At 73.9% G+C, this 19,740-nt stretch carries 19 protein-coding genes; 13 read left to right on the top strand and 6 right to left on the bottom strand.

The annotated features are described in order from the left end of the window. Positions 1 to 76: 76 nt before the first annotated feature. Positions 77 to 1,705 carry an amidohydrolase gene (locus AB0G79_RS26965; RefSeq protein WP_360810761.1) on the bottom strand — a complete coding sequence of 543 codons (1,629 nt, stop codon included), beginning with the start codon at positions 1,703 to 1,705 and terminating at the stop codon, positions 77 to 79. Positions 1,706 to 1,772: 67 nt separating this feature from the next. After that, entirely contained in the window at positions 1,773 to 2,471 is a 699-nt protein-coding gene (locus AB0G79_RS26960) for a TetR family transcriptional regulator (protein WP_360810760.1), read from the bottom strand. Between the two features lie 125 nt (positions 2,472 to 2,596). Here AB0G79_RS26960 and AB0G79_RS26955 point away from each other — a divergent pair, with 125 nt between their 5' ends. After that, a complete protein-coding gene (locus AB0G79_RS26955; RefSeq protein WP_360810759.1) occupies positions 2,597 to 4,084 on the top strand; it encodes a cytosine permease in 1,488 nt (495 codons plus the stop codon). Continuing rightward, positions 4,081 to 5,169, top strand: a complete 1,089-nt coding sequence (locus AB0G79_RS26950) for a C45 family peptidase (RefSeq protein WP_360810757.1) — start codon at positions 4,081 to 4,083, stop codon at positions 5,167 to 5,169. The genes AB0G79_RS26955 and AB0G79_RS26950 overlap by 4 nt, the downstream gene beginning before the upstream one ends. 138 nt (positions 5,170 to 5,307) lie before the next feature. Here the strand turns inward: AB0G79_RS26950 and AB0G79_RS26945 are convergent, their stop codons facing one another. Together AB0G79_RS26945 and AB0G79_RS26940 are read right to left on the bottom strand one after the other, a co-directional pair. After that, positions 5,308 to 6,009, bottom strand: a complete 702-nt coding sequence (locus AB0G79_RS26945; RefSeq protein WP_360810755.1) for a gamma-glutamyl-gamma-aminobutyrate hydrolase family protein — start codon at positions 6,007 to 6,009, stop codon at positions 5,308 to 5,310. Between the two features lie 139 nt (positions 6,010 to 6,148). Further along, a complete protein-coding gene (locus AB0G79_RS26940) occupies positions 6,149 to 6,886 on the bottom strand; it encodes an FCD domain-containing protein (protein WP_360810753.1) in 738 nt (245 codons plus the stop codon). Positions 6,887 to 6,976: 90 nt separating this feature from the next. Here AB0G79_RS26940 and AB0G79_RS26935 point away from each other — a divergent pair, with 90 nt between their 5' ends. Genes AB0G79_RS26935 through AB0G79_RS26925 form a run of 3 tightly spaced genes read left to right on the top strand, consistent with a single transcriptional unit; the run spans position 6,977 to position 10,514 of the window. Then, complete coding sequence (locus tag AB0G79_RS26935) at positions 6,977 to 8,341, top strand: glutamine synthetase family protein (protein ID WP_360810751.1); 1,365 nt, start codon at positions 6,977 to 6,979, stop codon at positions 8,339 to 8,341. Between the two features lie 22 nt (positions 8,342 to 8,363). Beyond that, positions 8,364 to 9,719: an aldehyde dehydrogenase family protein gene (locus AB0G79_RS26930; RefSeq protein ID WP_360810765.1), complete on the top strand. Its 1,356-nt coding sequence runs from the start codon at positions 8,364 to 8,366 to the stop codon at positions 9,717 to 9,719. 6 nt (positions 9,720 to 9,725) lie between these two features. Further along, complete coding sequence (locus tag AB0G79_RS26925) at positions 9,726 to 10,514, top strand: 3-oxoacyl-ACP reductase (RefSeq protein ID WP_360810749.1); 789 nt, start codon at positions 9,726 to 9,728, stop codon at positions 10,512 to 10,514. A gap of 48 nt (positions 10,515 to 10,562) precedes the next feature. On the opposite strand, the gene AB0G79_RS26920 is transcribed toward AB0G79_RS26925, so the two are convergent. After that, entirely contained in the window at positions 10,563 to 11,765 is a 1,203-nt protein-coding gene (locus tag AB0G79_RS26920; RefSeq protein WP_360810747.1) for an amino acid deaminase/aldolase, read from the bottom strand. Positions 11,766 to 12,206: 441 nt separating this feature from the next. On the opposite strand from AB0G79_RS26920, the gene AB0G79_RS26915 reads away from it, so the two are divergent. The 3 genes from AB0G79_RS26915 (at position 12,207) to AB0G79_RS26905 (ending at position 15,293) form a co-directional block, all read left to right on the top strand. Continuing rightward, positions 12,207 to 13,238 carry a hypothetical protein gene (locus AB0G79_RS26915; RefSeq protein WP_360810745.1) on the top strand — a complete coding sequence of 344 codons (1,032 nt, stop codon included), beginning with the start codon at positions 12,207 to 12,209 and terminating at the stop codon, positions 13,236 to 13,238. A 161-nt stretch (positions 13,239 to 13,399) separates the two neighbouring features. Further along, entirely contained in the window at positions 13,400 to 14,512 is a 1,113-nt protein-coding gene (mycP, locus tag AB0G79_RS26910; RefSeq protein WP_360810763.1) for a type VII secretion-associated serine protease mycosin, read from the top strand. Between the two features lie 46 nt (positions 14,513 to 14,558). Continuing rightward, positions 14,559 to 15,293, top strand: a complete 735-nt coding sequence (locus tag AB0G79_RS26905) for an SseB family protein (RefSeq protein ID WP_360810743.1) — start codon at positions 14,559 to 14,561, stop codon at positions 15,291 to 15,293. A 13-nt stretch (positions 15,294 to 15,306) separates the two neighbouring features. On the opposite strand, the gene AB0G79_RS26900 is transcribed toward AB0G79_RS26905, so the two are convergent. Beyond that, positions 15,307 to 15,684: a DUF1844 domain-containing protein gene (locus AB0G79_RS26900; RefSeq protein WP_360810741.1), complete on the bottom strand. Its 378-nt coding sequence runs from the start codon at positions 15,682 to 15,684 to the stop codon at positions 15,307 to 15,309. 320 nt (positions 15,685 to 16,004) lie between these two features. On the opposite strand from AB0G79_RS26900, the gene infC reads away from it, so the two are divergent. The 5 genes from infC (at position 16,005) to AB0G79_RS26875 (ending at position 19,691) form a co-directional block, all read left to right on the top strand. Beyond that, positions 16,005 to 16,724 (top strand): translation initiation factor IF-3, encoded by a 720-nt coding sequence (gene infC, locus AB0G79_RS26895; RefSeq protein WP_360810739.1) that lies wholly within the window; start codon positions 16,005 to 16,007, stop codon positions 16,722 to 16,724. Positions 16,725 to 16,848: 124 nt separating this feature from the next. Beyond that, a complete protein-coding gene (rpmI, locus tag AB0G79_RS26890; protein ID WP_041128339.1) occupies positions 16,849 to 17,043 on the top strand; it encodes a 50S ribosomal protein L35 in 195 nt (64 codons plus the stop codon). A gap of 108 nt (positions 17,044 to 17,151) precedes the next feature. After that, positions 17,152 to 17,538 carry a 50S ribosomal protein L20 gene (rplT, locus tag AB0G79_RS26885; RefSeq protein WP_030493496.1) on the top strand — a complete coding sequence of 129 codons (387 nt, stop codon included), beginning with the start codon at positions 17,152 to 17,154 and terminating at the stop codon, positions 17,536 to 17,538. A 113-nt stretch (positions 17,539 to 17,651) separates the two neighbouring features. Continuing rightward, a complete protein-coding gene (locus AB0G79_RS26880) occupies positions 17,652 to 18,491 on the top strand; it encodes an RNA methyltransferase (protein WP_360810736.1) in 840 nt (279 codons plus the stop codon). An 81-nt stretch (positions 18,492 to 18,572) separates the two neighbouring features. After that, positions 18,573 to 19,691 (top strand): ATP-binding protein, encoded by a 1,119-nt coding sequence (locus AB0G79_RS26875; RefSeq protein WP_360810734.1) that lies wholly within the window; start codon positions 18,573 to 18,575, stop codon positions 19,689 to 19,691. Positions 19,692 to 19,740: the final 49 nt, after the last annotated feature.

Genomic DNA, 19,740 nt, shown 5'->3' with positions numbered 1-19,740 from the left:
GGGGGCACGCCCCCGGTTTCGGGAAGGGGCGGGGTGGGGTGAACGCCCGCCGCAGGCGCCCCGCCCCCCACCCCCGTCAGACGTCCGACGCGCGGAACGTCACCCGGCCGCCCACCACCGTCAGACGGACCGGAACGTCCGGGAGCTCCGTCGGCGCGGTGGTCAGCGGATCGGCACCCAGGACCGTCAGGTCCGCGCGGTAACCGACCGCGAGCCGCCCCGCCTCCCCCTCCTCGCCCGCCGCGTACGCCGCCCCCGTCGTCATCCCCCGCAGCGCCTCGAGCGCCGTCAGCGCCTGTTCCGGCCCGTGCGGCGCCTGCGCCAGGTCGCGGCTCGGGCGCCGGTGCCGCGCCCCGGCCATCACCCCGAGCGGCGGGAACGGCGCGATCGGCCAGTCCGAGCCGAGCACCACCGTCGCCCCGGAGTCCACCAGGTCCCGGCAGCGCCACGCCCGCGACGCCCGCTCCTCGCCGAGCCGGCGCGACCAGTTGTCCGTGTGGTCCGCCCGCGTGAAGTCGCAGCAGTGCGTCGGCTGCATGGACGCCACCACGCCGAGCTCCGCGAACCGCCGCAGCGTGTCGTCCGGCACCGTCTCGATGTGCTCCACCCGATGGCGTACCCCCGCCGCACCCGCCGCCTGCGCCTTCTCGACGGAGTCGAGCACGTGCCGTACCGCCGCGTCCCCGATCGCGTGCGTCGCCGTCGGCACCCCGGCCCGGTGCAGCTCCCCGATGATGTGCGTGTACGCGGCGGGATCCGGCCAGAACGCGTGCGTCGACTCCCCGTGGCAGTCCGGCCGTTCGAGCCACGCCGTCCCGTTGTCGATCGTCCCGTCCATGAACAGCTTCACGCCCGCGACCCCCCACAGCGCGCCGCCCCTGCCCTGCTGCTCGATCAGCGCCCGTACGCCGTCCTCGTCCGTGCCCGGCTGGCACCACGGAGCGACCCGCAGTCGCAGGGGCAGCTCACCGGCCGCGTCCAGCTCCTCGTACAGCGCGAGGCTCTCGCCGTTCGCGTCCATCGCGTGCCCGCCGGTGAGCCCGGCCGCCGCCATCCCGCGCAGCGCCGCCGCGAGACCCTCCCGACGCTCCTCGGGCGTCGGCTTCGGCGCGACCCGCTCGACGAGCTCGCAGGCCGCGTCCTCCAGGAGGAGGCCCGTGGGGCGTCCGTCGGCGTCGCAGACGACCTCCGCCGACGCCTGAGCGAACGTGCGCGGTCCGTCGACCCCGGCCAGTTCGAGCGCCCGGCGGCTGGCCAGCGCCGAGTGCGCGTCGAAGAGCAGCAGGAACGCCGGCACCCGGTCGAGTACGGAGTCGAACGGCGCCGTCCCCACCGGCCGGTCCCCGAACACGTTCGGGTCCAGGCCCCACGCGAACAGCCACTCCCCGCGCCGGAGCCGGCGCACCTCGCGGGCCAGCGCCTTCCGTACGTCGTCGACGTCCGCGCAGCCCGACAGGTCGAGACCGGCGCTCAGTTCGGCCCCGGAGACGGGGTGGATGTGACCGTCGACGAGGCCGGGGGTCACGACGGCGCCCTTGAGGTCGACGACCGTCGTGCCGGGACCGGCGAGCGCGCGGATCCCGGCGTCGTCACCGAGGGCGGCGATCCGGCCCTCCTCGGACACGGCCAGGGCGGTGTGCGGCAGGAACGCCCCCGTGCCGGGGTCGAGCAGGCGGGCGGAGAGCAGGACGAGTTCGGTGCGCACGAGGGCTCCAGGGGTGGTGAGCAGGCAGGAAGCAGGAGAGAGCGGGCAGAGAGGGTGGACCGGGGTGCTAGGACGGGTCGGCCGAAGGGGCGGGGGCCGGCCCCGGTGTCTCCGTCGACCCCGGTACCGCCGGCGGTTCCACCCCCGTCAGCGCCCCGTCCGCCAGCCCCAGCACCCGTTCCGCCATGGTCACCGCCATCCGTTTGACCGACTCCGGCCGGTTGCTGTGGTCCGTGTTCGCGTGGGCGCCGAGGCCGTCCAGGACCACGAGGATGTGGATGCCGGCCGCGCGCGGGTCGTCCGTGCGGAACTCGCCCCGTGCGACGCCCTCGCGGATGAGGTCCTCCAGGCGGTCGTCGTTGGTCCGTTCCTGTTCGGCGACGCGGTCGCGGAGGACGGGACGGTAGCGGCTGAGGTGCCGGGCGTTGATCCAGAGGCGGCTGATGTCGTCGTACGCGTCCCCCTCCGACAGCGCGAAGTAGCGCGCGAGGTACTGCGTCGGGGTGCCGTACGGGCGTTCCGCCGGGAGGAGGGCGTCGAGCTCGCCGGTCGCGGCGACGCCGAACGCCTCGGCGACGAGTTCCTCCGCCGAGGGGAAGTAGTGGCTGATCAGACCGGGCCTGACGGCGAGCTCGTCGGCGATCCGCCGGAGGGTCACACATTCGAGGCCCTCGGTGAGCGCGACCCGGGCCGCGGCCTCCACGATCTCGGCCCGCCGGGCCTCGGGGGATTTGCGAACTCGCTTGCGCTCAACGCTTGACGACATGTGGCGGATGCTATTGAGTGTGCGACCAATAAGCAACCAGGTGGGCACGGCGGCCGGCGACCGGACACCTGAGGGGCATCACCCGCACCCGGATCCCGCACCGGAACCCGCACCCGGAGGGCCGTATGGCTTCCACGATTCCCGACCCCCTGCCGCATTCCAGAGGACCCGAGCCCGCAGAGGGCCCGCACACCACCCCGTCGGCCTCCGACAAGGCCCCCGCCGACCGCGCCACCCGCGTCGAGGCCCACGGCATCGACCACATCCCCGACAGCGAACGCCACGGCCGTCCCCGCGAGCTCTTCTCCGTCTGGGCCGCCGCCAACGTCAACTACCTCAGCCTCGTCATCGGCGGAGCCCTCGTGCTCATGGGCCTCACCCTCTGGCAGGCCGTCGCCGTGATCGTCATCGGCAACCTGTTCTGGCTGTTCACCGGCCTGCTCGCCACCTCGGGCCCGGCCGCCGGCGCCCCCAGCGAGGTGATCACCCGGGCCCTCTACGGCGTCCTCGGCAACCGCGTGAACAACGCGATCGGCGGCTGGCTCGTCTCCGTCTGCTACTTCGCGCTCAACCTCGCCGCCGCCGCGACCGCCGCCTTCGCGCTCGTCGAGAAGACCGGCGTCACCGCCACCACCCCGGTCAAGATCGCCGTGATCGTCGTCATCGCCGCGCTCACCCTCGTCATCAGCGTCTACGGGCACGGCCTGATCATGAGGCTGTACCTGCCGATCACCCTCGCCCTCGGGGCCGTGTTCACCGTCGTCGGGTTCTTCGTCGTGAAGCACGCCGACTTCTCGTACGTCCCCGCCGAACCGCTCACCGGCATCGACCTCTGGGCCGTCCTCGTCGCGGGCACCACGATGATCGCCTCGGGCCCGCTCTCGTACACGACGAGCGCCGACTTCTCCCGCTACCTTCCCCGCACCGCCTCGAAGAGGGCCATCACCGGATGGACCGCCCTCGGCGCCTTCCTGCCCAGCGTCGTCGTCTGCTCCCTCGGCGCCGTCGCCGCGACCGCCGTCGACATGACCGACCCGCAGAGCGCCCTGCAGACCGTCCTGCCCGGCTGGTTCACCCCGTTCTTCCTGCTCGCGCTCGTCCTCGGCACGATCTCCCTCAACGCCCTGACCGCGTACAGCGCCGGTCTGGCTCTCCAGGCCGTCGGCCTGCGCATCCGCCGTACCGTCAGCGTCCTCTTCGACGGGGCCGTGGCCGTGGCCCTCACCCTCTACGGCCTCTTCGTCTCGAACTTCCTCGACACCGTCAGCAACGCGCTCCAGGTGATCGTGGTCCTGATCGGCCCGCTCATGGCCGTCTACGTCACCGACATCGTCCTGCGCCGCTGCCGCTACGACGGCCGCGCGCTCTCCGACGAGACCCCCGGCGGCCCCTTCTGGTACACCGGCGGCGTCAACCTCGCCGGCGCCCTCGCCCTCCTCACGGGCGTCGCCTCGGCCGCCCTGTGCGTCAACACCCTCTACACGGGTCCGATCGCCACCGCCCTCGGCGGCGTCGACCTCTCCCTCCCCGTCGGCATGACGGTCGCCGCGGCCCTCTACGCCCTCCTCATGCGCCGCGACCCCGTCGTCCGCGCCGCCAGGACCGAGGCGTGAGCGCCCCGCGCGCGGTCCTCCGGATCGCCGGGGACTCGCCGGGGAAGCGCGGCGAGGACCGCGGACGGCAGGCCCGCGAGGGGATCCGGCGCGCCTGGAGCGTGTACGAGGAGCTCTTCGCGACCGTGGCCGCCGCGCACGGCCGGACCCCCGACGTCCACCGCCTCACCCTCCGCACCGTCGAGGCCACCCGCGCCTGGGCGCCCGCTCTCGTCGAGGAGATGGAAGGGGTCGCCGAGGGCGCCGGGGTGCCGTTCGCCACGGTCGCCGCGCTCAACGCCCGTACCGAGATCCTCGCCGAGGCCGGCGCGCCCCGGGCGGGGGAGTGCTCCACGCTCGTCGACACCGCCGGACCGGGGCCCGCCCTCGGCGGGCAGTGCTGGGACTGGCACGAGGAACTCGCCGGTGCCTGGCACCCGCAGACCGTCACCGGCGACCTCCGGTCCTTCGCCGGCATCACGGAACACGGCATCCTCGCGAAGATCGGCGTGAACGACGCCGGCGTGGGCGTCCTCTTCAACATCCTCGGCCACGCCGACGACGCCGCCACCGGCGTCCCCGTGCACCTGGTGGCCCGTCAGGTCCTCGGCACGGCCGGGTCGTTCGCGGAGGCCGTCGGCATCCTCACGGGCGCGCCCGTCTCGGCGTCCACCGTCATCACCGTGGTCACGGCGGACCGTGCCGCCTCCGTCGAACTCGCGCCCGGCGGCTCGGCGGTCGTCGCCCCCGACGAGCGGGGGCGGCTGGTCCGCACGAACCACTTCCTGGACCCCGCCCTGGCCGCCGGCGAACTGCGCGGCCGCCGGGAGCCGGAGACGTACGACCGGCACCGCCTCCTGACGGCCCGGGTCGCCGACCGCCCGGGACCCTTCGACCGGGAGGCGCTCGCCGGCCTGCTCGCCGCCCACCGCGAGGACGGGGCCGAGGTGTGCTGTCACGCCCCGGCCGACGGGAGGCTCGGCAGCCGGTGGGCGACGCTCGCCACCGTCGCCGTCGACCCGGCGGCGCGCAGCCTCGCGGTCCACGCCGGCGGCCCGTGCTCGGCGGGGCCGACGACCTGGACGCGCCTCACGCCGGTGTCGTAGCGTCCCGTCGCGCCCGCCACCGGCACAGCCGTTCGGGAAGCGTCGTGCGCTCTTGGCGGAGCCGTCCCGGAGGTGCCGTGCGTTCCTGGCGGAGCCGTCCCGGAGGCGCCGGGCGCTCCTGGCGGTGCCGTCCCGCCGTCACGCCCCCGCCAGAAGCAGACCCGCCGCCGCTCCGACGAGACCCCGCATCACGCGCGGGTCCTCGCCCATCTCCGGGTGCCACTGCACCCCGAGGACCCAGGCCGGGGCGGCCAGTTCGACCGCCTCCACCGTGCCGTCCTCCGCGTGCGCCGAGGCGGTGAGCCCCGCGCCGAGCCGGTCCACGGCCTGGTGGTGGTAGGTCGGCACCTCGGCGGGCCCGGGGACGAGGTCGGCGTACAGACTCCCCGGCACCGGCTTCACCGCGTGCCGCCCGAAGACGCCGGCGGCGCCCCCCGTGTGCCCGTCGAGGTGCTGGACCAGCGTGCCGCCGAGGGCCACGTTCAGGAGCTGCATCCCCCGGCAGATCCCCAGCAGCGGGATGCCGGCGGCGATCGCCGCGTCGATCAGGGCCAGCTCCCAGGAGTCCCGCGCCCTGGCCGGCGGGCCGGTACGGGGGTCGGGCTCGGCCCCGTACCGTACGGGTTCCACGTCCGCGCCGCCCGCGACGACGAGCCCGTCGAGCCGAGCCACCACCTCCGCCGCGGCCGACGGCTCGTCCGGCGGCAGCATCACGGCGACCCCTCCGGCCTCCCGGACGAGCCGCGGGTACTGGGCGGGGAGCAGCGCGGCCTCCGTGTCCCACACGCCCCATCGCGCCCGGTCCAGATAGGTCGTCACGCCGATCAGCGGCTTGGACACGCGATGCCTCCCGGAGGATCGATCCAATGGATTAAAAACATACCTTTAAGGCCCTACCTTTACGTCGGGAGGTGAAGCGAGCGCAAGTGCCGGCCCGCACCCGGGTGACGCCCGGCGGCGCGCCGCGCCGGCCCTCGCCTCACGCCAGGAACCCCCGCAGCAGCGCCGCCGTCCCCGCGCAGTGCTCCCGCATCACCTCGCGCGCCGCGTCCGCGTCCCCGTCGAGCACGGCCTCCACGAGGGCGGTGTGCTGGTGCTGGGAGTGCTCCAGGTTCCGTACGAGCAGCGGGATGCAGTCCAGGAGTTCGTTCACCGTCGCGCGGACGGCGGCGTACTGCGCGGTCAGCGTGGGCGAGCCCGAGAGCTCGGCCAGCGTGAGGTGGAGCAGGGTGTCCTGGCGGCGGTAATCGGCCAGAGGCGCGTCGTGCGTCGCCGCCACCGCCGCCCGCAGCCGCTCCGTCCCGGCGGCGTCGAGCCCGTGCGCCGCGCACAGCCCGGCCGCCCCGACCTCCAGGACCTCCCGGAAGCGCAGGGTGTCCTCCACGTCGACCGAGGCGATGCGGCGCCGCAGTTCGCCCTCGTCGGCCCGCTGTGCGCGGGCCAGCACGAACGTCCCGCCGTACCGCCCGCGCCTGCTCTCCACCAGCCCCTGGTCCTGCAGGACCTTCAGCACCTCGCGCAGCGTCACCCGGCTGACGCCGAGCCGCTCGGCGAGCTCCCGCTCGGCCGGCAGCCGCTCGCCGCCCGGCACGAGCCCGAGCCGTATCACCCGGAGGATCTGCTCCAGGGCCTCCTCGAAGCCGTTGCCCGCCCGCACCGGCCGCAGCACGGGCGTCAGCCGGTCCGCCGGTTCAGCCGATTCACTCGTACTGGCCACGTTCCCGCTTTCCTCTCCCTGATCGCTTCCCAAGCAATGGTCCTCCGCAATACCTTAGGGCTTCCGGCAGGCCGAAAGAGGAGCAATCCCGTGGCAGACCGCACACCCCCGCTCACCGTCGAGGAGCTGCGCGCCCTCGTCACGAGCGGAGAGATCGACACCGTCGTCCTGGCCTTCCCCGACATGCAGGGCCGGCTCCAGGGCAAGCGGTTCGCGGCCCCCTTCTTCGTGGACGAGGTCCTCGCCCACGGCACCGAGGGCTGCAACTACCTCCTCGCCGTCGACACCGAGATGAACACGGTCGACGGGTACGAGATGTCCTCCTGGGAGCGGGGATACGGCGACTTCGCCATGCACCCCGACCTCACCACCCTCCGCCGCGTCCCCTGGAACGAGGCCACCGCCATGGTGACCGCCGACCTCGCCTGGGGCGACGGCACCCCCGTCGTCGCCGCCCCCCGCCAGATCCTCCGCCGCCAGCTGGACCGCCTCGCCGAGCTCGGCCTCACCGCCCACGTCGGCACCGAGCTCGAGTTCATCGTCTTCAAGGACAGCTACGAGCAGGCCTGGGACGCCGGATACCACGGCCTCACCCCCGCCAACCAGTACAACGTCGACTACTCCGTCCTCGGCTCCGCACGCGTCGAACCCCTCCTGCGCCGCATCCGCAACGAGATGACCGGCGCCGGACTCACCGTCGAGTCCGCGAAGGGCGAGTGCAACCCCGGCCAGCACGAGATCGCCTTCAAGTACGACGAGGCCCTCGTCACCTGCGACCAGCACGCCGTCTACAAGACCGGCGCCAAGGAGATCGCCGCCCAGGAGGGCTGCTCGCTCACCTTCATGGCGAAGTACAACGAGCGCGAGGGCAACTCCTGCCACATCCACCTCTCCCTCCAGGACGCGGACGGGCGGAACGTGATGGCGGGCGACGACCCGCACGGGATGTCCGCGACCATGCGCCACTTCCTCGCCGGACAGCTCGCCGCCCTCCGCGACTTCTCCCTCCTCTACGCGCCCAACATCAACTCGTACAAGCGGTTCCAGCCCGGCTCCTTCGCCCCCACCGCCGTCGCCTGGGGCCACGACAACCGCACCTGCGCGCTCCGGATCGTCGGCCACGGCCGCTCCACCCGCTTCGAGAACCGCCTCCCCGGCGGCGACGTCAACCCGTACCTCGCCGTCGCCGGCCTGATCGCCGCCGGTCTGCACGGCATCGAGCAGCGCCTCGAACTCCCCGAGCCCTGCACCGGGAACGCGTACACCGGCGACTACGCCCACGTCCCCACGACCCTCCGCGAGGCCGCCGAGCTCTGGGACACCAGCGAGATCGCCAAGGCCGCCTTCGGCGCGGAGGTCGTCGCCCACTACCGGAACATGGCCCGCGTCGAGCTCGCCGCCTTCGACGCCGCGGTCACCGACTGGGAACTCCGCCGCTCCTTCGAACGCCACTGACACCCACTGCGATTGGACCGTGTTGCTCCAGGTACTCAACCCGGCGACCGAGGAACTCGTCGCCACCGTCCCCGCCGCCACCCCCGCCGACGTCGACGCCGCCGTGGCGCGGGCCGCGGCCGCCCAGCGCGGCTGGGCCACCGCCGCCCCCGCCGACCGGGCCCGGATCCTCCGCCGCTTCGCCTCCGTCGTCGACGCGCACGTCGAGGAGCTCGCCCTCCTGGAGGTCCGCGAGGCCGGCCACACCCTCGGCAACGCCCGCTGGGAGGCCGGCAACGTCCGCGACCTGCTCGACTTCGCCGCCGGGGGAGTCGAGCGCCTCAACGGCCGCCAGATCCCGGTCGCCGGCGGCCTCGACGTCACGATCCTCGAACCCCTCGGCGTCGTCGGCGTCATCGCCCCCTGGAACTTCCCGCTGCCGATCGCCGCCTGGGCCACCGCACCCGCCCTCGCCGCCGGCAACGCCGTCGTGCTCAAGCCCGCCGAGACCACCCCGCTCACCGCCCTGCGCCTCGCCGAACTGGCCCTCGAAGCCGGGCTCCCCGAAGGCCTCTTCCAGGTCCTCCCCGGCACCGGGCCCGTCGCGGGCAACGCCCTCGTCGAACACCCCGGCGTCGCGAAGATCGTCTTCACCGGCTCCACCCGCGTCGGCAAGGCGATCATGGCCAAGTGCGCCGACCAGGTGAAGCGGCTCACCCTGGAACTCGGCGGCAAGAGCCCCAACATCGTCTTCGCCGACGCCGACCTCGAAGCCGCCGCCGCCGCGGCGCCGATGTCCTTCCTCGACAACAGCGGCCAGGACTGCTGCGCCCGTACGCGCATCCTCGTCCAGCGGAGCGCGTACGACCGGTTCCTGGAGCTCCTCACCCCGGCGATCGAGGAGATCGTCGTCGGCGACCCGCTCGACGAGCGCACCCAGATGGGCCCGCTCATCTCCCGCGCGCAGCTCGACCGCGTCCGCTCCCACGTCCCCGAGGACCTCCCCGCCATCCGCGGCAAGGCCCCCGAAGGCCCCGGCTTCTGGTTCCCGCCGACCGTCCTCACCGACGTCCCCGAGGACGCCCCCTGCGCCGTCGAGGAGATCTTCGGCCCCGTCGCCGTCGTCCTCCCCTTCGAGGACGAGGCCGACGCGATCCGCCTCGCCAACGCCACCGAGTACGGCCTCTCCGGCTCGATCTGGACCCGGGACGTCGGCCGCGCCCTGCGCGCCGCCCGCTCCGTCCGCGCCGGCAACCTCTCCGTCAACTCCCACTCCAGCGTCCGCTACTGGACCCCGTTCGGCGGCTTCCGCCAGTCCGGCCTCGGCCGCGAACTCGGCCCCGACGCCCTCACCGCTTTCACCGAGACCAAGAACGTCTTCATCAGCACGGAGGCCTGAACACCCATGACCAGCACCGAAGAGAACATCTGCCGCCGCCTCGTCGGCCGCACCGCCGTCATCACCGGCGCCGGCAGCGGCATCGGCCTCGCCACCGCCCGACGACTCGCCTCCGAGGGGGCGAACGTCGTCTGCGGCGACATCGACGAGCGGGCCGGAAAGGCCGCGGCGGAGGAGGTCGGCGGCACCTACGTCCGCGTCGACGTCACCGACCCCGAAGAGGTGGAGGCACTCTTCCGCACCGCCTTCGAGACGTACGGCTCCGTCGACATCGCCTTCAACAACGCGGGCATCTCGCCGCCGGACGACGACTCCATCCTGGAGACCGGTCTGGAGGCCTGGAAGCGCGTCCAGGACGTCAACCTGACCTCGGTCTACCTCTGCTGCAAGGCCGCGCTGCCCTACATGCGGGCCCAGGGCAAGGGCTCGATCATCAACACCGCCTCGTTCGTCGCGCTCATGGGCGCGGCCACGAGCCAGATCTCGTACACCGCGTCCAAGGGCGGCGTCCTCGCCATGTCCCGCGAGCTGGGCGTCCAGTTCGCCCGCGAGGGCATCCGCGTCAACGCGCTCTGCCCGGGACCGGTCAACACGCCGCTGCTCCAGGAGCTCTTCGCGAAGGACCCGGAACGGGCCGCGCGCCGCCTCGTCCACATCCCGGTCGGCCGCTTCGCCGAGGCCGAGGAGATCGCCGCCGCCGTCGCCTTCCTGGCGAGCGACGACTCCTCGTTCGTGAACGCGGCGGACTTCGTCGTGGACGGCGGGATCTCCGGCGCGTACGTGACCCCGCTGTAGGCCCGGAGGCGGACCTTCCTCCAGAGGACCTGCTCCAGAGGGCCCCCTCTAGAGGAAGGTCCGCCCCTCACCCCGGTACGTGGGCACGGTCGCCGTGACGCGGTCGCCCTCGACGAGGTGCAGGTTCTCGAACCGCTCGCACAGCTCACCGGCCTTGGCGTGCCGGAACCACACCTTGTCGCCGATCCGCAGGTCGTCGGCGGGGGAGCCGAGCAGCGGGGTCTGCACCTCGCCGGGCCCCTCCTGGGGGTCGTACCGCAGCCCCTCCGGCAGGTACGGGACGGGCAGCCGGTCGACGCCGGCGGCACCGGAGGCGGGGTACCCGCCGCCGAGGACCGTCACGACGCCCACCCCGGGACGGCGGACCACCGGCTGCGCGAACAGCGCGGCCGGACGGCCGGTGAACGACGTGTAGTTGTCGAAGAGCCGCGGCACGAAGAGGCCCGAACCGGCCGCGATCTCGGTCACGGAGGCCTCGGCGGCCGTGTGCTGCACGCTGCCGGTGCCCCCGCCGTTCACGAACTCGAGGTCCGGGGCGACCGCCCGTACGGCCCTGACCACGGCCGCGCGGCGCTCGGCCAGCTCACGGCGGGCGGCGGCCTGCATCAGCCGGATCGCGCGCGAACGCAGCGGACGGCCGGCGACCGCGTCGCCGACGCCGGCGACGTGACCCTCGTACGCCATGATCCCGACCAGCCGGAAACCCGGCCGCCGCGCCACGGAACGCGCCAGTTCGGCGAGCTGGGCGGGCTCGCGCAGCGGGGAGCGGCGCGCGCCGACCCGTATCCGCCCGCCGAGGAGCTGCAGCGAGGTGTCGAGCTCCAGACAGACCCGCACCTCCTCGGCCCCGCCGGCACGGGCGGCGTCGATCAGGTCCAGCTGCGCCACGTCGTCGACCATCACGGTCACGGCGGCGGCGAGCTTCGGGTCCCGCGCGAGCTCGGCGAAGCCGGAACGGTCGGCCGACGGATAGGCGAGGAGCACGTCCTCGAACCCGGCCCGCGCCAGCCACAGCGACTCGTCGAGCGTGAACGACATGATCCCGGCGAACCCCTCCCGCGCGAGCACGCGCTCAAGGAGGGCACGGCACCGCACGGACTTGCTCGCGACCCGGATCGGCTTGCCCCCGGCCCGGCGTACGAGATCCGCGGCGTTGTCGTCGAACGCCTGCAGATCGACGATCGCCACGGGGGCGTCGAGGTGGGCGGTGGCACGGTCGTAACGGGCCCGGTCAGCGGCGCGGGGAGTCATGGCCCGAGCTTGCCAGACAGGTATACGCGTGGGTAGCCCCCGAGCCATCTCCGCCCGGGTCCCGCGACGCGGGGAACAGCCCGTAGAGTGACGGGCATTGTCGACATGAGCGGGGGAACGGGGATGACCGCGGAACACCCACACCCCCCGTCCCGCATCACCGACGCCCTCCTCCCGCCCACCGCGCGGCCCGCCGCACCGGGCCCCACCACGCGCGCACCGCAGCCGCCCGCGACGGCACCCCGACCGCCCGCCACGACGCCGCAGCCGCCCGCGCCCCGGCCCGGGCCGGTGGCACCGCGGCCGACCCCGCCCGCCCCGGCGTCCTGGCCCGTCCCACCGACGGCGACCGCCGCCCCGACGCCCGCGCCGCCGGGACCGCAGCCCGGGGCCTCGCCCGAGAGGCCGGCGCCGGCCCGGCCGCAGCCCGTTCGCCCGGCGGTGCTGCCGCCGGCCGCCGACGCCCGGACGCCCGCGCCGCCGGGGCCGCCCCCGCACCGGCACGCCGCCGTGCCTCCGGCTCCGTCCGGGGGACCGGCGCTTCCCCCGCACGCGCGTGACGGCGGACGTTCCGCCTCCGCCTCCGGCTTCGAGTCCGCCGCCGAGCCCGGTGCCGTCGAGACCACCACCCGGCTCCGCGTGGTCCCGGGCCCCCCGGGCGCGCCCGGGACCTTCCTCCCCCGCGAGGGGTTCACGGCGGACCCGCCCGTACGCGCGCGCCGTGCCGGACTGACGTTCGCCGTCACCGCCTGCGTCGTGCTCGGCGTCGGGCTCGTCGGCGGGGCGCTCACCGGGATGTGGCTGGCGTCCGCCGAGCCCGAGAAGCCCGCCGAGCCGCGGGGGTACTCCGAGGCGAAGGACCTCTGGCACAACGCGCCGGTGGACACCCTCTTCCCCCGTACGCTCGCGGGCCCCGACGCCGGCCCCGGCGCCTCCGGCCGTACCTGGACGCGGATCGTCGTCGCCCCCGACGCCCCCTGCGCGCCCGCCGCGCTGGCCCCGGGGCTGCGTGCCGCCGTCACGCCGCTCGGCTGCGAGCGCGTCCTGCGGGCCACGTACACCGACGCCACCGCAAGCAGCGTGATCACCGTCGGGATCGTGTTCACCCGCGCCGACGCCGCCACGCAGGCCACCCTCGGAACGGGCCTGGCCGGCCGCCTCGGCGCGGACGTCCCCCCGGCCCTCCCCGGCCCCGGCACCGTCGCCGCCCGGTTCGGGGCCGACCAGCGCGCGAGCTGGTGGGTGCACGCCCCCGCCGACCTCCCCGTCGTCGTCACCGCGGTCTCCGGATTCGCCGACGGCCGGGCCGTCGACCGCCCGCAGCCCGCCGACCGGGCCATGGCCGCCGGCCGTACCGACGCCGTCGCCCAGTCCGGCCTGGGCCACGAGGCCAAGGGCATCACCGAGCGCCTGACGTCGCTGCTCCGCAAGACAGCCACCGCCACGGCGGCGGAGAAGGAGGCCGCCCGGTGACCCGCCCCGCCAGCCCGGCCCGCACCACCAGCCCCTCCGGCTCCACCGGCCCCTCCGGCTCCACCGGCCCCTCCGGCTCCGCCAGCCCCTCCGGCTCCGCCCGCCCGCGCCGCGCCCTCCGCGCGCCCGCCGCCGTCCTCCTCGCCACCGCCTTCTCCGTCCTGCCCGCCACCACCGCCCCCGCCCACGCCGACACCATCCGCGAACGCCAGTGGGGCCTCGAGGCCCTGCACACGGCGGAGGCCTGGCGCACGACGAAGGGCGAGGGCGTCACGGTCGCCGTCCTCGACACCGGCGTCGACGCCGACCACCCGGATCTCGCCGGCTCCGTCCTCCCCGGCAAGGACCTCATCGGCTTCGGCGCCGAGGCGGGCGACCGCTCCTGGGCCCGGCACGGCACCGCCATGGCGGGGATCATCGCCGGGCACGGCCACGGCCCGGGCGACGGGAGCGGCGTCCTCGGGATCGCCCCCGGCGCCCGCGTCCTCCCCGTGCGCGTCATCCTCGAAGGCACCGACAAGGCGCGCGACAAGGCCCGCAAGACCCGCGGCACCGCGCTCGCGCAGGGCATCCGCTGGGCCACCGACCACGGCGCCGACGTCATCAACCTCTCCCTCGGTGACGACTCCAAGTCCGCCCACCCGGACGAGGGCGAGGACGCCGCCGTCCAGTACGCCCTCGCGAAGGGCGTCTCCGTCGTCGCCTCCGCCGGCAACGGCGGCGAGAAGGGCGACCGCATCTCCTACCCGGCCGCCTACCCCGGCGTCATCGCCGTCACCGCCGTCGACCGCTACGGCACCCACGCCTCCTTCTCCACCCGCCGCTGGTACGCCACCGTGAGCGCCCCCGGCGTCGACATCGCCATCGCCGACCCCGACCGGCGCTACTACGAGGGCTGGGGCACCAGCGCCGCCGCCGCGTTCGTCTCCGGCGCCGTCGCCCTCGTCCGCTCCGCCCACCCCGACCTCACCCCGGCGCAGGTCAAGCGGCTCCTCGTCGACACCGCGCGCAACCGCCCGAAGGGCGGCCGCAGCGACGCCAAGGGGTACGGGACGGTCGACCCGGCCGCCGCGATCGAGGCCGGGACGGCCCTGAAGGGCGGCGACCCGAAGAACGCCACCTCCGGCTATCGGGGCCAGTACTTCGGCCCCGGCCCCACCGTGCCCGTCGAGGAGAGCCGCCCCCTCGGCCTGCTCGCCCCCGCCGCGGGCGCCCTCGGCGCGCTCCTCCTCCTGACCGCCCTCGTCCTCCACCGCACCCGGCGCGCCCGCTGACGACCCGACGGGCGGGGCACTCCTTGCCGCCCGTTAGGCTCGACGCGTGGCGCTCAAGAACATTCCGGACCCCGGTTTCTCCGACGACGACGGCACCGCCGACCCCCGGCTCACCGCGGCCCTCGCGGCCTGGGCGGAGGACAGGACCGCGCACGGCCCGGTCCTCGAAGCCCTGGCGGACGCCCGGCTGCTCGTCCCCGTCGTCGCCGTCCTCGGCGAGGTCGAGATCGACCCGGTGACCGGGCTCAAGCAGGAGAAGACCAGCGACATGGCGGTCCCCACCCTGACCGCGGGCGACCGGCGCGCCCTGCCCGCCTTCACCTCGATCGCCTCGCTCGCGCTCTGGGACCCGTCGGCCCGCCCCGTGGCCGTCCCGCTCCACCAGGCGCTCGCGGCGCTCGTCCACGAGAAGGCCGACACCCTCGTCCTCGACATGGCGGGACCCGTCCCGTACCAGGTGACCGGCTCCGCCCTGCTCGCCCTCGCCGAGGGCCGGACCGGCACCGACCCGCTCGACGACCCGGCGGTCCGGGAGGCGGTACGGGCGGCCGTCGCCGCCGAGCCCGCCGTCCTCCGCGCCCACCTGGGCCCCGGCACCGCCGACGGCACCCTCGCCCTGGTCCTGACCGAGGACGCCGCCCCGGCCGGGGCCGCCCAGCGCGTGGCCCGCGCCCTGGCCGCCGACGAAACACTGAGGGCCCGCCTGGTGCGGGGCCTCGACCTGGCACTGCTGCCGGCCTCGGCCACCCCTCCGGGCGAGCCCTTCTACGTCAAGCCGTGAATTCGGGGGGCGACTAGCCGTACACCGGTCCGGTGTACTTCTCGCCCGGGCCCTGTCCCGGCTCGTCCGGGATCAGGGACGCCTCGCGGAAGGCGAGCTGGAGGGACTTCAGGCCGTCCCGCAGGGGAGCGGCGTGGAAGGAGGAGACCTCCGTCGCGCCGGCGTCGAGGAGACCGGCGAGCGCGTGCACGAGCTTGCGGGCCTCGTCGAGGTCCTTGTGCTTGTCGCCGTCCTCCGTGAGCCCGAGCTTCACCGCGGCGGCGCTCATCAGGTTCACGGCGACCGTCACGATCACCTCGACGGCCGGGACCTCCGCGATGTCACGGGTCATGGCGTCGAAGTCGGGGTTCTCGGGGGAGTCCGCGGACTCGTTCTGGGGCGTCTCGCTCATGCCTCACACGATAAGCCGATCGGCGCGTCTCCCTGTCGCCGCCGTCCCCATTCGCGTATGGGGGGCGAATCCTGTTAACCTGTGACCAACGACCGGCCGGACATCTGTGTGCCCGGCCCACAAGTGGAGGCTCCGTACTCCCACCTGACCACCCTCGCGGGTGGCGGGTCACCGGTCAGGTGGCGACCATCGTTCCGTACGGACGATGGTGCCGCCCGATGTGCGCCCCGCGGTTGACCGCGGCGGTGCTCCGGTATTTCCGTGGAGCCCCGCCTGTGTCCCGTCCGGGGCTTTTCTGCTTTCCGGCGCGGTTGGTCTCAGTGAACAAACGTTGCGCGTCCGTCCGCCAGGCGGTCGCGTGGTGCTACCGAGGAGGATCCATCAGCGCCGAGCCCCGCATCAACGACAGGATTCGCGTTCCCGAGGTGCGACTTGTCGGACCCAGCGGCGAGCAGGTCGGGATTGTTCCGCTTGCCAAGGCCCTGGAGCTCGCACAGGAGTACGACCTCGACCTGGTCGAGGTCGCGGCGAACGCCCGTCCGCCCGTGTGCAAGCTCATGGACTACGGGAAGTTCAAGTACGAGTCGGCCATGAAGGCCCGTGAGGCGCGCAAGAACCAGGCGCACACGGTCATCAAGGAGATGAAGCTCCGGCCGAAGATCGACCCGCACGACTATGACACCAAGAAGGGTCACGTCGTCCGGTTCCTCAAGCAGGGCGACAAGGTCAAGATCACGATCATGTTCCGTGGTCGTGAGCAGTCCCGCCCCGAGCTTGGCTTCCGGCTGCTCCAGCGGCTGGCGTCGGACGTCGAGGAGCTTGGCTTCATCGAGTCCAACCCGAAGCAGGACGGCCGGAACATGATCATGGTTCTCGGCCCGCACAAGAAGAAGACCGAGGCCATGGCCGAGGCCCGCGAGGCGCAGGCCGCCCGCAAGGCCGAGCGCCAGGGTGCCACCTCCGACGAGGCCCCCGAGGCCGAGGCGGCGGAGGCTCCGGCCCCCGAGGCCGAGGCTCCGGCCGAGACCCCCGAGGCGTGACCCGAGGGGCTGCCATCCAGGCAGCCCCGGGCCCCGCCCGGAACCACCAAACGAAGAACTGACGCTCCCGGAAGTCCGGTGCCCGCACCGGCGGGGAGCGCCACTGACGAGGAGATACGGCGCGATGCCGAAGAACAAGACGCACTCCGGTGCCAAGAAGCGCTTCAAGGTCACCGGCTCCGGCAAGATCCTGCGCGAGCGCGCCGGCAAGCGCCACCTGCTCGAGCACAAGTCGTCCAAGCTGACGCGTCGCCTCACCGGCAACGCCGAGATGGCCCCCGGCGACAGCGCCAAGATCAAGAAGATGCTGGGCATCTGAGTTGGTCTCGCGCCCTCGGCTGACTGAGGGCATCCGGCTGAGAACCGGGATCCATTCGTTTTTCGGGTCGTGTGAGGACCACCACGACCCCGCTACAAGGAGTTAAAAGTGGCACGCGTCAAGCGGGCAGTCAACGCCCACAAGAAGCGTCGGGCGATCCTCGAGCAGGCCTCCGGCTACCGCGGTCAGCGTTCGCGCCTGTACCGCAAGGCCAAGGAGCAGGTCACCCACTCGCTGGTCTACAACTACAACGACCGCAAGAAGCGCAAGGGCGACTTCCGTCAGCTGTGGATCCAGCGCATCAACGCCGCTGCCCGCCAGAACGGCATGACGTACAACCGCCTCATCCAGGGTCTGAAGGCCGCCAACATCGAGGTGGACCGCAAGATCCTCGCCGAGCTGGCCGTCAACGACATCAACGCGTTCGCCGCGCTGGTCGAGGTCGCGCAGAAGGCCCTCCCGGCCGACGTCAACGCCCCGAAGGCCGCCGCCTGATCTCCCAGGCCGCAAGTCTTCTGCCCGGACCCGCAGGCGCGTGCGCCTGCGGGTCCGGGTGCGTCCGCCCCCGACGCCGCCGTCCCCCTCGATAGAGAGAACCGCCGCACCTCATGGTCACCCCCGAGCTGATCTCCCCGCGTTCGCCGCGTGTCGTCGCCGCCCGGCGACTCGCCAAGCGCAACTTCCGGGGCAAGGACCGCCTCTTCATCGCCGAGGGCCCCCAGGCCGTGCGCGAGGCCGTCGAGCACCGCGGGGCCGGCGGAGAGCCCACCCTCGTCGAGCTCTTCACCACCGTCGAGGCCGCCGAGCGCTACGCGCCCATCATCGAGGCCGCCCTCGCTTCCGGGGCGCGCGTCCACCACGCCTCCGACGCCGTCCTCGCCGAGGTCTCGCAGACCGTCACGCCGCAGGGGATCGTCGGCGTCTGCCGCTTCCTGGACTCGCCGTTCGAGGAGATCGTCGCGGCCAGGCCGAAGCTGGTCGCCGTCCTCGCCCACGTCCGGGACCCCGGGAACGCCGGCACCGTGCTGCGCTGCGCCGACGCCGCCGGAGCCGACGCCGTCGTCCTCACCGACGCCTCCGTCGACCTCTACAACCCCAAGTCGGTCCGCGCCTCCGTCGGCTCCCTCTTCCACCTGCCGGTCGCCGTCGGCGTCCCCGTGGAGCAGGCCGTCGCCGGGCTCAAGGCCGCGGGCGTACGGATCCTCGCCGCCGACGGGGCGGGCGAGGACGACCTGGACGACGAGCTCGACGCCGGCACCATGGGCGGACCCACCGCCTGGGTCTTCGGCAACGAGGCGTGGGGACTGCCCGAGGAGACCAGGGCGCTCGCCGACGCCGTCGTCCGCGTGCCCATCCACGGCAAGGCCGAGAGCCTCAACCTCGCCACCGCCGCCGCCGTCTGCCTGTACGCCTCCGCCCGCGCCCAGCGCCCCCGGACCTCCCGCTGAACGGTCCATTCCGGCCCCGCCGCCCAGTAGAGTGACCCACTCGGGGGCCCACTGCGCTACACGGAGGGGTGGGGTACGGGGATGACGCTCGGCACGGACAGTCCCGCACAGGCACGGAGCACCGCCCCGGACCGGCCCGACGACTTCGCCGGCGTCCACCCCGACGACCTGCCCGACGGTCTCGTCATCGCAGACGAGACCGGCACGGTCGTCTGCTTCAACGCCGCCGCCAGCCGCATCACCGCCGTCCCCGGCGACCGCGCCCTCGGCCTCCCGCTCGACCGGGCACTGCCCCTGGAGGACCTCAAGGGCAGCCGCTGGTGGCCGCTGACCGACCCGTACGGCGGACTCTCCACCCGGCGCGGACAGCCCGAGCGCAACCTGCTGCTCCCCGGCGGCCGCGAGGTCCTCGTCTCCGCCCGGTACGTCCGCGAGCGCCCCGGCGGACCCGTCCGGCGGGTCGTGGTCTCCCTGCGCGGCACCGAGGCCCGCCGCCGCACCGAGCGCAGCCACGCCGAGCTCATCGCCACCGTCGCCCACGAACTGCGCTCCCCGCTGACCTCCGTCAAGGGCTTCACCAAGACGCTCCTCGACAAGTGGGAACGGTTCAACGACGAGCAGAAGCGGCTCATGCTGGAGACCGTCGACGCCGACGCGGGCCGCATCAAGCGGCTCATCGCCGAGCTCCTCGACATCTCCCGCATCGACTCGGGCCGGCTCGAAGTGCGCCGCCAGCCCGTCGACCTCGCCGCCGCCGTCGGCCGCCACATCCAGGTCCACACGACCGCCGGACAGTCCCCCGACCGGTTCTTCGTCCGGATCAGGCCGCAGCTGCCCGCGCTCTGGGCCGACCCCGACAAGATCGACCAGATCCTCGGCAACCTCCTGGAAAACGCCGTGCGCCACGGCGAGGGAACCGTCACCATTGAGGTGGCACCCACCACGGCGTGCGGCGACGGCGAAGAGGGGACGGAGGTCACCGTGAGCGACGAGGGCCCCGGCATCCCCGAGGAGTCGATGAGCCGCGTCTTCACCCGCTTCTGGCGGGGCAGCAAGCGCGGCGGTACCGGCCTCGGGCTCTACATCGTCAAGGGCATCGTCGAGGCCCACGGCGGCACCATCACCGTCGGGCGCGGCCCCCGGGGCGGCGCCGAGTTCCGATTTATCCTGCCCGTCGGCACCCCGGCCCATCTCATCTGACGAGATCCACGACGGATCCGGAAGAGATCGGAGCCGTCAGGCCGGCCCA

Source organism: Streptomyces sp. NPDC020807 (assembly GCF_040641575.1).
Classification (GTDB): domain Bacteria; phylum Actinomycetota; class Actinomycetes; order Streptomycetales; family Streptomycetaceae; genus Streptomyces.
The sequence above is the reverse complement of the archived record's forward strand: the minus strand, read 5'-3'. Positions and strand labels throughout refer to the sequence as shown.

Excerpts from the sequence above, each read along its gene's own strand:
- AB0G79_RS26960 (WP_360810760.1), bottom strand. The coding sequence starts at position 2,471 with ATGTCGTCAAGCGTTGAGCGCAAGCGAGTTCGCAAATCCCCCGAGGCC.
- AB0G79_RS26955 (WP_360810759.1), top strand. The coding sequence starts at position 2,597 with ATGGCTTCCACGATTCCCGACCCCCTGCCGCATTCCAGAGGACCCGAG.
- AB0G79_RS26925 (WP_360810749.1), top strand. The coding sequence starts at position 9,726 with ATGACCAGCACCGAAGAGAACATCTGCCGCCGCCTCGTCGGCCGCACC.
- AB0G79_RS26920 (WP_360810747.1), bottom strand. The coding sequence starts at position 11,765 with ATGACTCCCCGCGCCGCTGACCGGGCCCGTTACGACCGTGCCACCGCC.
- AB0G79_RS26900 (WP_360810741.1), bottom strand. The coding sequence starts at position 15,684 with ATGAGCGAGACGCCCCAGAACGAGTCCGCGGACTCCCCCGAGAACCCC.
- rpmI (WP_041128339.1), top strand. The coding sequence starts at position 16,849 with ATGCCGAAGAACAAGACGCACTCCGGTGCCAAGAAGCGCTTCAAGGTC.
- AB0G79_RS26880 (WP_360810736.1), top strand. The coding sequence starts at position 17,652 with ATGGTCACCCCCGAGCTGATCTCCCCGCGTTCGCCGCGTGTCGTCGCC.
- AB0G79_RS26875 (WP_360810734.1), top strand. The coding sequence starts at position 18,573 with ATGACGCTCGGCACGGACAGTCCCGCACAGGCACGGAGCACCGCCCCG.